At 72.4% G+C, this 11,758-nt stretch carries 13 protein-coding genes; 5 read left to right on the forward strand and 8 right to left on the reverse strand.

Translation table 11 applies throughout. The features are described 5' to 3' along the window. Nucleotides 1-469: 469 nt before the first annotated feature. The gene (locus tag ACZ3KJ_RS35170; protein ID WP_467533004.1) at nucleotides 470-622 is read right to left on the reverse strand and encodes a hypothetical protein; all 153 of its coding nucleotides are present in this window, start codon (nucleotides 620-622) and stop codon (nucleotides 470-472) included. Nucleotides 623-1,057: 435 nt separating this feature from the next. Between ACZ3KJ_RS35170 and ACZ3KJ_RS35175 the strand changes: the two genes are divergently transcribed. The 4 genes from ACZ3KJ_RS35175 (at nucleotide 1,058) to ACZ3KJ_RS35190 (ending at nucleotide 3,167) form a co-directional block, all read left to right on the forward strand. Beyond that, a complete protein-coding gene (locus ACZ3KJ_RS35175; RefSeq protein WP_467533006.1) occupies nucleotides 1,058-1,609 on the forward strand; it encodes a hypothetical protein in 552 nt (183 codons plus the stop codon). An 85-nt stretch (nucleotides 1,610-1,694) separates the two neighbouring features. Beyond that, on the forward strand, nucleotides 1,695-2,096 hold the full coding sequence (locus ACZ3KJ_RS35180) for a DUF3307 domain-containing protein (protein WP_467533007.1): 402 nt from the start codon (nucleotides 1,695-1,697) through the stop codon (nucleotides 2,094-2,096). Nucleotides 2,097-2,124: 28 nt separating this feature from the next. Then, complete coding sequence (locus tag ACZ3KJ_RS35185) at nucleotides 2,125-2,571, forward strand: protein kilB (RefSeq protein ID WP_467533009.1); 447 nt, start codon at nucleotides 2,125-2,127, stop codon at nucleotides 2,569-2,571. A gap of 401 nt (nucleotides 2,572-2,972) precedes the next feature. Further along, nucleotides 2,973-3,167, forward strand: coding sequence for a hypothetical protein (locus tag ACZ3KJ_RS35190; protein ID WP_467533010.1), 195 nt, complete (start codon nucleotides 2,973-2,975; stop codon nucleotides 3,165-3,167). Nucleotides 3,168-3,748: 581 nt separating this feature from the next. On the opposite strand, the gene ACZ3KJ_RS35195 is transcribed toward ACZ3KJ_RS35190, so the two are convergent. The 7 genes from ACZ3KJ_RS35195 to traA form a co-directional block, all read right to left on the reverse strand. Then, nucleotides 3,749-5,359: a rep family protein gene (locus ACZ3KJ_RS35195; protein WP_467533012.1), complete on the reverse strand. Its 1,611-nt coding sequence runs from the start codon at nucleotides 5,357-5,359 to the stop codon at nucleotides 3,749-3,751. A 324-nt stretch (nucleotides 5,360-5,683) separates the two neighbouring features. After that, nucleotides 5,684-6,049, reverse strand: coding sequence for a DUF7739 domain-containing protein (locus tag ACZ3KJ_RS35200; protein WP_467533014.1), 366 nt, complete (start codon nucleotides 6,047-6,049; stop codon nucleotides 5,684-5,686). Further along, nucleotides 6,046-6,333 carry a hypothetical protein gene (locus ACZ3KJ_RS35205; protein ID WP_467533015.1) on the reverse strand — a complete coding sequence of 96 codons (288 nt, stop codon included), beginning with the start codon at nucleotides 6,331-6,333 and terminating at the stop codon, nucleotides 6,046-6,048. The genes ACZ3KJ_RS35200 and ACZ3KJ_RS35205 overlap by 4 nt, the downstream gene beginning before the upstream one ends. Beyond that, nucleotides 6,330-7,382, reverse strand: coding sequence for a hypothetical protein (locus ACZ3KJ_RS35210; RefSeq protein WP_467533016.1), 1,053 nt, complete (start codon nucleotides 7,380-7,382; stop codon nucleotides 6,330-6,332). Before ACZ3KJ_RS35210 ends, ACZ3KJ_RS35205 begins: the two co-directional genes overlap by 4 nt. A 2-nt stretch (nucleotides 7,383-7,384) precedes the next feature. Then, the gene (locus ACZ3KJ_RS35215) at nucleotides 7,385-7,858 is read right to left on the reverse strand and encodes a hypothetical protein (protein ID WP_467533017.1); all 474 of its coding nucleotides are present in this window, start codon (nucleotides 7,856-7,858) and stop codon (nucleotides 7,385-7,387) included. A 196-nt stretch (nucleotides 7,859-8,054) separates the two neighbouring features. Beyond that, entirely contained in the window at nucleotides 8,055-10,085 is a 2,031-nt protein-coding gene (gene traB, locus ACZ3KJ_RS35220) for a plasmid transfer protein TraB (protein ID WP_467533018.1), read from the reverse strand. 15 nt (nucleotides 10,086-10,100) lie between these two features. After that, nucleotides 10,101-10,637 (reverse strand): plasmid transfer protein TraA, encoded by a 537-nt coding sequence (gene traA, locus ACZ3KJ_RS35225; RefSeq protein WP_467533020.1) that lies wholly within the window; start codon nucleotides 10,635-10,637, stop codon nucleotides 10,101-10,103. A gap of 171 nt (nucleotides 10,638-10,808) precedes the next feature. Between traA and ACZ3KJ_RS35230 the strand changes: the two genes are divergently transcribed. Then, the gene (locus ACZ3KJ_RS35230) at nucleotides 10,809-11,549 is read left to right on the forward strand and encodes a GntR family transcriptional regulator (RefSeq protein ID WP_467533022.1); all 741 of its coding nucleotides are present in this window, start codon (nucleotides 10,809-10,811) and stop codon (nucleotides 11,547-11,549) included. The last annotated feature ends 209 nt before the right edge of the window (nucleotides 11,550-11,758 follow it).

Here is an 11,758-nt window from a genome sequence, read left to right on the forward strand (position 1 = left end):
GCCCTGCCCGCGGGTCGGCCGGGGTTTTACTATTTTACACCCCTCCCACCCGCGGCCCGGGGGGGGGCCCCCGCGGCCCGGCCCGGCGGCCGGGCCGCTCCTGTCTCCGCCCCGCTCCCCGACCGCCGGGCCGGGCCGCCGGAGCGGCATCCCGCCGGGGTTTACATGGCCAGCCGTCCGCCGTCCGGCGGCTCTCGCTGTTGTGCTCGCAGACAGGCCAGCGGGGAGGGGAGGGGGGCCCGGTGGCGCTGAGCGGCCGTCTGCCGGGCCGGAATCGGGGCGGGGCGCCGTACCCCCGCCGTCACGGATACAGGCGCGTGAGGCGACCGCACCGCCCGCCCTGGGCCAGTGGGGAGCAACTGCTGCCGCGATGGGGCGGGCCGCCGTGGAACAGTCGCGGGGACGCGACTGCGGTGACCGCCGCGGTGGCCGGCCGTTCGACCGCCGGGCCGGAGAAGGGCCAGCGGACCTACTCGCCGTCGGCGGCCTCGAAGAGGGTTGGAGCCTCCGGTGGGAGCGGCGCCAGGCGCCGGCGCTTCTGCTGCACGGGAGCGGGCGAGACCGGAGCGCGCCGCGCCTCCAGCTCCCGCAACTGCGCGTCCACCACCTCTATCGAGCGCACCCACCCCTCGCCAGGATCCGCTGCCGGACCGGGTGGCCGCGATTCGTCACGTGACGGAACGACAGGAGCCCGCGATTCGACACGTGACGAATCTGCGCGCGCGACGGCCGCCGCCACGGCGGCGACCACGGCTTCCCGCTGCTTCCTCGCCTCATACGCCCTTTGGCGGCAGCTCCGGCGGCAGTAGTCCCGGCTCCGGCCCACGGCGCTCTGCTGAATCGGGGAGCCGCACCAGGCGCAGAGCTTGGCGCCGTCGGCGTCCCGGGGGGTGTCGTGCTTCATGGCGCACGACCGTACGCGGCGCGTCTTGTGGCGCGGCAAGTGGCGCACGTAAAGACTCCTTGACGGCATGCGCAATCCGTGAAGGAGCCTTGACAGTTCGTATGCGCGTCAAGGAACCTTTACATAGCCCAATCGACGTCAAGGAGTCTTTACATGGGTTGGCAGACAGACCAGTTCGGCACCGACCACGAGGGGTTCCCCGTGGCCGTCTTGGGCGACGGCACCGAGCCCGCCCCCATCAAGGGCAACTCCGCCTGGTGGCTGTACGACGGGCAGGACGGGCGGCCCCGCGCCATCGCCGTCCGCGCGGCGTGCGAGTGCGGATGGCGGTCCCCCGAGATGTTCCCGGTCGACTTCGAGGACCACGACGAGACGGACGGCTTCGAGCACGGTGACGCCGCTCCCTACCCGTACGGCGCCTGGTCCCGGCAGCACATCGCCCCGCTCCTGGGCACGACCGTGCCCGACGAGCTGGCCGACGCCATCGCCACCGTCCGGCGGATGCTCGCCGGGCTGACGGCCTCGCGCCCGCTCGCGGCCGTGGCCGCCGCCGCCGACGTCGAGAAGCTCGGCACCGCCTCCCTTCAGCGGGCGGTCACCGCCGTCCGCGACAGCAGCGGGAGCTGGGAGGACATCGGGCAGGCCCTCGGCACGAGCCGACAGGCCGCGCACCAGCGCTTCGCGAAGAACCTCTTCCGCGGCTGAGCAACCAGCAGGGGCGGCCGTCCACTTCCCGGCGTCCGGCCGCCCCCCTCACTCCCGACCCGATCACCGAGACAGGAGCACCTCCATGTTCGCCGAAATCTTCGCCGCCCTGTACGTCGCCCACATGCTGGCCGACTACGTGTTCCAGAGCGACCACCAGGCCGACCACAAGGCCGACCCGGGCGCCGCCGGGTGGTGGGCCAACATCAACCACGCCGGAACCCACGTGGCCGTCAGCCTCTTCGCCCTGATTGCCGCGCGGCTCGTCACCGGCATCCCGCTCGACACCCACGCCGCGGCCGCCGGCCTCCTCTGGATCGGCACGACCCACGGCTTCATCGACCGCCGTTGGCCGGTGCTCTGGTGGATGAACAACACCGGCTCCCCCAACTTCGCCGCCAAGGGCGGCGCCGCCTCCGTCGACCAGGCGCTCCACATCACCGCCCTCGCCGTCGCGGCGCTCGCCATGACCGCGCTCTCCGCCTGACGCCGCCGACCACCCCAGGGAGACCGCCATGTTCGCTGCCATCATCGCCGTCCTCGGCACCCTCGCCGGTGCCGTCCTCACGGGCACGCTCGCCCACCTCAGCCAGCGAGCCCAGCGCAAGGCCGACGCCGACACCGCCCGCCGTGCCGAGGGCCTGGCCGCCGTCACCGACCTCGTGAGCGCGCTCACCGACCACCGCCGCGCGATGTGGGTGCGCGAGGACCTCCGGCTGCGCGGCGAGGACTGGACGCAGGCACGCACCGAGTCCCACTCCACGCGGTCCGCGATCACCACCCCGCTGCTGCGGGTGCAGCTGCTGCTGCCCTCGCTCGCCCCGGCCGCGCAGGCCGCCGTCCGCGCCACGTACGGACTCCGGGACGTCGACGGCCAGACCCCGCTCGCCGCCGCCCGGCTCCGTGCCATCCAGCAGACCGACGCACTCGTCGAGGCCGCCGGCACCGCACTCGCTGCCTGACCCGAACGACCGAGGGCCCGTCCACCACGGACGGGCCCTTCGTCGTTCCCGGCCGCCCTCCTCGAGGACGCCGGCCGCCGCGCACCTCTGGCACTTTTGCTCGCCGTCCCGCCGCACGGGCCTCGAACGGATCCCCCACACCCTTGCATTCCATCCGTCGGCCGCCGCTTCACGACGTCACGAGCGCACCCCGTCGAGCCGAGGTCATTCGTAATGCCTGAGGTGTGACCGATCCGGTCACGACGAAGTCGGCGGCGAAGCCGAACCGCGTGCACGCGTGCACGAGCACACGCGTGCACGCGAAGAACGGTCACAGCTCTTGCATTCACGACCGCACGAACGCGTGACATCTCTTGCAACTCGGTGCGGAGCGTCCGGTGAAGGCGCGGGAGACTCCCGTCATGAGCACCGCACGACGCAGTCTCGGCACCGGTCCGAGCACCACCAGGAGCACGACGACGACCGACCCGAGCCCGCGGCTTCTGCCCGTCGAACGGGTCGATCTGGAGGCACTCCTTGAGGTCGACGAGCGCCAGGACGTCGTCGCCGACCGGCGCGGCCGGCGGACCCTCGGGACCGGTCCGGCCGGGCAGTAACGACCGGCAGCTAGTTGTGGGTCACTGACCCCAGTAACGGCCCCCGCGGCTCCCCGGCCGCGCCGGGTTTTCCAGAGCGACCGGGCACGGTCGGGGAGGGTCTCCGGGGGCAGTAACGACCGACAGCGAGTTGTGGCTCACTGATATCAGTGAGCCGGTCGCGGCGCGTCTCCTGGCGCGGCAGGTCGGGCGTCAGGAGCCGTCCCCCAGGGCGTGTGTCCAGAGCGCTCGCGCTGTCCCGGACACCGCGCCGCTGATCACGGCCAGGGCGCCTTTCCGGGCGAACTCCCGGCGGGGCTCAGGTCCTCTCGGCTGGGGCGCCGGCGCCTCGGTCGGCTTGGGCGTCGGCTGCTGCTGGGTGCTCACGTCTCCTCCAGGGATCTCGGCGTTGGCCGTGACGATGGGGGAGGGGAGGGCAAGCCCCGCAACCCCCGCCCGCACAGGGGCAGGCGCCTGCGTGTTGCGATGCAGAACCCGGACCCCTACCTGGAGCCGGGGGGCGGGCATAGCCGGGGGGCGCGCAGCGACAGCGAGTTAGTGCTTACTGAGATCAGTTTCGCGGCGGCCGGGGTCGGCCGGGGTCACTCCTGGGTGGTCGTGGCAGCGGCCTTCCAGACGAGCCGCTTGCGTTCGAGGCGGGCGCGACGGAGGTCGGTGGCCTCCCGCTGCTTGCGCTCCGCCCGCGTGTCCTCGGACTCGACCGAGCGTCCCGCAGCGTTCTCCGCCGACGCCTTCCACTTCGCCTCGTCCTCGTCGGCCGACAGCTCCCACACGCCCATGCTGTCGATGCCGACCAGGGCGAGCAGCGCGTGGACCGCGAGGACGGGGTCCTCATCTCGGCGTACCGCCTCGCGTGCCGCCTCGCCCACCTCCACGATCACGCGCTTGCGCCCGATCTCCAGTTGGGTGCGGGCAGACAGGTGCAGCATCCGGTCGTCGGCGGCGCCTGCGTCTTCGGCGTCGACAGCCTGGCGGTCGGCGGCGTCCTGGTTCTCGTCGGTCCCGATGCCATACGCGCGCTTCAGGCCCTCGGACCACGCCATGTTCTGGCCGCCCTTGGTGGTCAGCTCGTACTCCGACCACAGCGCGGCGAGCTGCTCGATGGAGCCCCAGCCGGGCAGCTCGTCCGCGACCTGTCCGCCGCGCAGCGCGGCGAGGCGGAACAGGATGTCCATCGCCTTCATGTTGCCGCCGCGCGCCTGCTTCACATCGCCGCGCGCCAGCTCGGCACCGACGGACCAGTCCGAGTTCACGTCGGTGCCCTGCACCTTAGAGATGTACTTCCCGATCGCCGCCGCGTCCTTGACCGTGTAGACCCGCTTGAAGTCCACGCCATCGCGGGCCGACGGCCGGTAGTCCGGGTTCGCGGCGGTGACACCGTTGATCCAAGCGGCCTTCCACTCCGCCTCGAAGGCGTCAAGGTCGGCGTCGGTCGGGCGGAAGTACGCGCGCACGGTCGGGTCCCACTTCTCGCCGGACCCGCGCTTGGGCTTCGGGTCCTGGCGGCCACCGAGGAACACGGCAACGTGCAGGTGCGGGTGCCAGCCGTTGATCTGCCCCACGGTCACCTCGATCACGCGGATCGTGCCGACGACCCCGAGCCGGTTGCGGAGGTTCCCCGCGTTCGACCGGGCCCACTTCCGGCCCTGGAGCAGGCCCTTCCAGACCTCCCGGACCTGCACCCGGATCAGGTCCTCCAGGTCGTGGTTCGACCAGTGCCGGACCGTGAAGGTCACGAACAGCACCATGCCGCCGCGCCGGACGTGCTCGGTGATCGCCGTGTCCGCGTCCGTGGCCCGCTGGCCCCGGATCACCGCCTCGCACACCGGGCAGGCCCACACCGAGGCGCACCGGTTCAGGCCCTTCCTCCCGACCTGCTGGCCGTCGGCCGACACGGTCAGGGTGACGCCCGCCGCCTCGTCACGGGCCGACCGGCGGCAGCCGCGGATGGACTTCAGCTTCGAGTGGTCCCACTGGAAGTACAGGCCGGAGTAGTTCCGCCGCTCCCGCTCCTTCCGTCGCAGGTCAGCGGCCTCGGCAGCCAGTTCCGCCGGGGTCTGCGGGTCGGGGTCGGGAAACTTCTTTCCCTTCTTACCAAGGTGTGCAGCTTCGACACCCTGTTCTTGCAGGTCAGCGCCCGTTTTCGGGGTGGATTTCGCGTCACCCTTGCGGCAGGTTGCGGAGCAGTACATCTGGCCCGCCCGGGAACGGGTGAACTGCCGACGACACGACTTCCGTCGGCAGCGGGCCCGCATGGCGGCACGCGGCGGTGTGGGTGTTGCAGACGCCGAAGCGTCCCGTACGCTGGGCACAGACGAGTCCCTTGGTTGGTAGCCGGGCGGACGTCAGAAGCGGTCCGGGATTAGGCCCCCGGGCCGTTTCGCTTTGCTGGGGATGATCCTGCCACTTCGCGTGCCAGTCGTTCCCCCCGGCACGCGACACGCCCCGTGGGGCAGATGTGACTTGACGGGCCGTAAGAAGCCCCGCCAGCCGAAAGGCCGGCGGGGCTTCGGTGTTCAGGCAGCGGCTTCGATCCGCCACTCCCAGGGCTCGCCGTCGGTGGCGGCCCGTGCGGCGGCGTCGGCCAGGGCGCGGGCGAGGGCGGACGCCCGCGGCTTCAGGTGACGGTCGCGGGAGACCTTCAGCAGCTGCTCGGAGACGCGGGCGGCGTCGGCGGCCTGGAAGGTCAGGGCCTCCGGCCGCTCCATCGCGGCGACGAGCGGGGCGACGGCCTGGCGGTCGTTGTACGGCACGGAGTTCGTCACCCACGGGGCGAGGGCTGCCACGTCCTTGAGCAGGTGGCGGTCCTCACCGAAGAAGTCGGCACCGTGGGAGACGACGACGCTCGGCTCGGCGTCGTGGATCGCAGGCTTGCGGGTCATGCTCGGTCCTCCTCAAGGTCCAGGTCGCACCAGCGGCAGGGGACGCCGGGGCCGTCCATCTCGTGGTGGAGCCGCATCCCGGCGGCGGTGGTGATGAACAGAAGGAACGTCAGCCACCCAGCGGCCGGCGGGAGCCAGCCGGGGTTGCCCCACCCGATGACAACCCGGGCGCCGACCACCGCGAACGGGGCCGCCACGGTGGACGGGGAGTGGGCGAGCCAGAGCAGGGCGACGCGCACCCGCCAGGACTTGATGAGCAGGAAGAGGCTGGGGCCGCCGCTCATGCCGTGGCCCCCTCAAGCTCCTTGCAGCGGTTGGCGACCCAGCCCGTGGACCAGCCGGTGAGCGCGGCGATCTCGCGCTGCGAGCGGCCCTCACGGAGCCCGTCGGCGACGGCCTGCCGGGCGTCGGCCTCGCTCATCTTGGAGGGCTTGTCGGCCTCGTGAGCGTCCGCCGGAGGCACGGTGGCACTCACGGCCGGGTGGGTGCTCACGGCGGCACTGACGGGCGCCGGAGCGCTCTTGCGGGCATCGGCTGCCTTCCGGTCGCGCTCGGCCTGCTGCGCGGCCTCCTTGGCGCGGCGGGCCTCTTCCTGGCGGCGCAGCTCCTCGTTGCGCTCCCGGTCGATGCGCGCCTGCTCCTCGCGCCTGCGCTGTTCCTCGCGCTCCTCGCGCTCCCGCTCCACCCGGGCGGCGTGCTCCCGCTCCTCGCGCGCCATCTGGGCCTGGTGCTCAAGGCGGCGCATCTCCAGTGCCGCTGCCTGCTCACGCTCATGGGCGCGGGCAGCCTGCTCCTGCTCACTGGCGAGGCGGGCGGCCTCCCGCTCCCGCTCACGTTCCGCCCGCGCGTGCTCCTCCCGCTCCTTCTGCTCACGGCGGCGGGTCTCCTCGCCCTCACGGCGCTCCGCCTCGATGCGGGCGGTCGCGGCGGCGATCTCACGGCGCCACTTGAGCGAGGCCTCGGCGACGACGATGAGCGTCACCGGGGCGGCCATATGGACGCCGACGCCCACCGAGTCGCCCTTGAGCGCGCTGAAGCCGATGTTGAGCGCGACGGACGTGCCGCCGGTCAGCACGCGCAGGACGACGGGCCAGCCGCTGGTCGACCCACCGAGACGGGCGACGATGGCGTCGACCCGGATCGAGATGACGACGGCGACGTCGACCACGAGCGGCAAGATCGGTGCCGACCACTCCCAGCCGGGCGGGGTGGAGCGCTCGACCAGGGGCGTGACCGTGAAGACCGAGAACAGGATGACGCCGAACACGATCACCCACGACAGGCGGAGGATCTTCTCCGCCGCTTCGACCTGGGCCCGGGTGTTGAGCTGCATGGTCACCGCCCCGCCTTCGCGCGGGAGAGCATCCCGCGGGCGGTCGCGGTGACTTCGGTCCGCTGGACGACCGTGCCCTTGTAGATGTTCGTGGTCGACGCCCGGCGGGCGCGGGCGAAGGCGGAGCCGATGGCGGTCGCGGCGGCGGCGATCCCGGCGAAGGGAAGGGTCGCGGCGAGGACGCCGGTCAGCGTCACGGAGGCGAGGCCCTGAAGGATCAGCCAGGCGCCGCACCCGAGTCCGGTGACGCCGGCACCGACACCGATGCTCGCCACGGCGACTCCGGCGGCCCACTGGGGGACGATCCGGGAGTCCGGCTGCGGGACGGGCGGGGCGGTGCCGATCGCGGGGACCGGGGTGTCGTCGCGGAAGCACGTCGGGGTGGCCGGCCCCTCCGGCCGGTACGCCTCGCGGATCAGGCGGGCCGCCTCGGCGGACGCCTCGGATTCGGTGAGATGCTTCGGGTCGGTGGTCACGGGATGCCTCCGTGGTCGCTAGGCGGGCCGCCCCGGTTGCTGCGGGGCGGTCCGTCGTCCGTTCGGTGTGCGGGGGGTGTGCGGTCCTGCTGTGCGGCCGGTGTGCGGGCCGGTGTGCGGGCCTCTTCACACGCCGCGTGACGTGGGGATTCGCACTGTGCGGCTGTGCGGGGGTGTGCGGCCTGTGCGGGGGCCGTCAGACCCCGGCGAGGGTCGGCACGAGGCGGTAGACGCCCTCCTCGCCCGTGGCGGCGAGACGGCCCTCCTCGGCGAGGCGCTTGAGCTGCTTGGAGACCCAGGAGCGGTCCCGGCCGATCTGGTCGAGGTACGGGGAGAGGTCCCGGACGGCGACGGTGCCGGGGCCGACCGAGGCGAGCATGCCGACGAGGTCGTCCAGGAGCTCCCGCGCCTCCTCGGGCGAGGGCTTGGCCGGGGGGAGGTCCGCCGGGCCGTCGACCGGCGGGAGTTCGGCGGTCGCGTCCAGGTCCGCGTCCTCGGCGTCGACGAGCGCGGCGACCGCCTGGGCCGACTCCTGCGCGTCCGTCAGCGCCGGAGCCGCGGCGGCGGCCGTGGCGGCGGCGGGGGCCGGAGCGCCCGCCCTGGCACGGCGGGTGGTGAACAGCTCGCCCGCCACCCGCGCGGCGGCGGCCTCGGTCACCGGGTCGAGGTCGGCGCGGACCGAGGCGAAGTGCTCGACCACGTAGCGGGCCATCCGCTCGTAGCTGCCCTCGGCCGGGGGGCCGGTCCAGAACGTCCGCGCGGGGTTGGCGTAGAGGTCCTCGTCGACCCCGGCGCTGACCAGGTACACGTACCCCTTGCGCTTGTTGCCCCACGCCGCCGGGTTCGCGCCCGCCTCCAGGACCTCCTCCGGGAGCGCGAAGCTCGCGTCGTCGCCCCGGACGCCGAAGCACATCGCCGCAGGCAGGCTCGCGCGGGTGTCCGTCGACAGCTGGTAGCCGCTCGCCCGCTGCATGGAGACCACCAGGGAGACGCCCGCGGACCGGGCCTCCTGGGCGATGCCGGTGAACACGTCGTCTCCCAGCTCGCGCAGGAGCTTGGCCGCCTCCTCGAACCAGGCGAGCAGGTACGGCATCCCGGGGCAGCCGCAGGCGCCGGCCGCCGCGCAGGAGTGCGCGGGACTGGTCTGCGTCTGCGCGGCCGCGGGCTCCCAGGCCCGGTAGCTGTGGTCACGCAGCCAGGCGGTGCGGGCGGGGATGACGGCCTGGACGGCGGCGACCATCGCCCCGGCCGACGGCGTGTCGAGCGCTGCCCAGTCCAGCGCGGACACGAGCGGCTGGAAGTCCTGCCCGGCCTTCGCCGCGTCCGCGAGCCAGACCGCGACGTCCTTGCGGGACAGGATCTCCAGCAGGAGGTCGACGGCGCCCTCGGTCTTGCCGGAGCCGGTCATCCCCATGACGAGGATGTGGATCGCGTCCAGGAGCGGGAGCACCAGGTCGCTGCCGTCGTCGTAGACACCCAGGCGCAGCGGCACGGCGACGGACTCGCCGGGCGCGTACGGGCCGGGCCAGATGGTCGGCGTCTTGAGCATGTCCTCGGGCACGATCACGAACTGGCCCTTCCTCGCGCTGTCGGGGTCGTGCTGGACACGGATGGCGGTGGTCGGCACGTCCAGGGCGGACGCGATCCGGGGGATGGCCTTGGCCACGTCGTCGTTGGTCAGCTCCCCGGCGGGCAGCTCGTACGGGACGGTGACGCGGTTCGGCTCCACCCGCACGTCCTTGAGCTTGGTCCGGGCGAGCCCGACCTTCTCCAGCAGACCCTTGTCCGCCGACTCCCCGGAACCCTCGGGCGCCGACGAGCGCATGACCTGGCGGATGTTCCAGGACAGGGCGAGGGTCGCGCCGCCCATCAGGTACAGGTCGGGGAGCGGGCCGGTGAACGGGCCGGACAGAGCGGCGGAGGTGAGCCACGCCGACCCGGCCGCCACGGTGATGGCGGAGTGGAGGCGGCGCTGCGGGCCGGTCGACTTGCCCGCCCACCAGGTCGCGGCCGTCAGGGCGGTGGAGGCGAGGGTCAGGCCGACGCCCGCCCACGGGGAGTCGCCCCACTGCCAGTTCGCGCCGGCACCCGCCACGCCGACCCCGGCCGTGACGATCCACGGCGGGGTGTACGGCTTGGCCCGGTGCCACAGCCAGGCACCCATGCCCGTCGACCCGCCGGAGTTGAGGCGGTCCTCCTGCTGCTGCTGAATCTCCTTGCTGGCCATGTCAGGTACCGCCTCTCAGAACTTGAAGGGGTTGGTCGACACCGGGCGCTGCGGGCGCGGGCGCATCAGGTCGGCGTACTCGCGCTGGAAGGCCCCATACGCGGCGACCGCGTTCTTCGCGGCGGCCGTGGCGCCGTCCGAGGCACGCTTGAGCTTCCAGGCCACCTTCTTGGCCCGCATCCGGGTCTGGATGGGGTTGTCGCCCGGCAGCGCCTGGGCCTGCCCCAGACGGGCCTCCAGGATCTTCGCGGCCATGGCCAGCTCGATGGCCGCCTGGATCATCAGCGCCCGCAGGTGGTTGCAGTAGTTGCGGACGTCGTCGGCGTTGTTGAACTCCGGCTCGCCCAAGATGAACTGCGACTGGCGGGGACCGCTGGTCGACTGCCCCCCGCTGCTCTTGTTCGTCGTGCGGTTGACCGTGAGGTTCACGGGCGGGACGAACGAGCCGCCCATCGCACCGACGAAACCGCCGGCCGCCGCACCCAGGTTCGCGAACTTGCTCGCCTTGTCGTTGTTCGGCCCCGACTGGGGCGGGACGTTCCTCGTGGTCACGACAGACCCTCTCTTGCCGAAGGTACGAATCAATCGGCCCGGAGGTACTTAACGTACCTTGCCGACGCCATGAAGGTACATGAAGCGCTGGTTCGAGGCAAGGATGTACCTTGAGGGGGTCGTTGATGTACCTTCGGAGGTGTACCGCGCTCCGACAAACAGGGAGAAGCCATGGCATACAAGGCACCTGAAGGGAAGGGGTATGCCGACGTGGCCGCCCACTTCCGCACGCTGATCAAGAGCGGGGAACTCGCTCCGGGCGACTCGCTCCCGTCAGTCGCTGAGATCCGCGACCAGTTCGGCGTGGCGGCCAAGACCGTGAGCCGGGCCTTGGGCGTGCTCAAGAGCGAGGGCCTGGTCACCGCCCGCGGCGCGTTGGGCACAGTCGTGGAGAAGTCCCCCATCGTCATCACCGGTGCGGACCGGCTGAAGCGCATGGAGAAGAACGGACTCCGGTACGCGCCCGGTGAGACCTCCTTCGGTCACCGCGTAATGAGCCGGTCGGTCTACGACCCCGAGGTGTGCACAGCGCTCAACCTGGAGCCAGGCGACGAGGCCGTCATCCGTATCCGAGTCTTCCGCCAGGACGACAAGCCGACGTCAGTCGGCGTCTCGGTCTACCCGCCCCACACCGTCTCCGCCGTCCCGGAACTGGCCGACGACGTGCGCATGGTGAAGCAGTTCGACCAGCTCTACACCGAACGGACCGGCCACGAAGTCGTGAAGGGACAGCGGACCGCCCACGCGCGGCAGGCCTCCCAGGACGAGCTGAGCGCTCTGGAGATCGACGCCCCTCCGCACTCGGCCGTGGCGGTCCTCGTCACCACCGTGACCTTCCACGACGACGAGCAGGCGCTGGGGTACTGGGAGGACGTCTACGCCCCTGGCGCACGGGTTCCCATCGGCGAGTGACCCCGCAGTCCAAGGCCCGCATCACGATGGTGCGGGCCTTCGTCATGCCTCGCGTACGGCATGCGTGTTCAAATTTTCTCTACTTCATCAAGGCGGCCCGCGAGCGGGCCGCGGGGGCCCGGCCCGCCGGCCGGGGCCCGCCCGCGGCCCCCCCCCCCCCCCCCCCCCCCCCCCGCCCCCCGCCCCGCCACACCCCCCCCGGTAACAAG

The sequence above is a fragment of the Streptomyces sp. NPDC003248 genome (assembly GCF_055563235.1).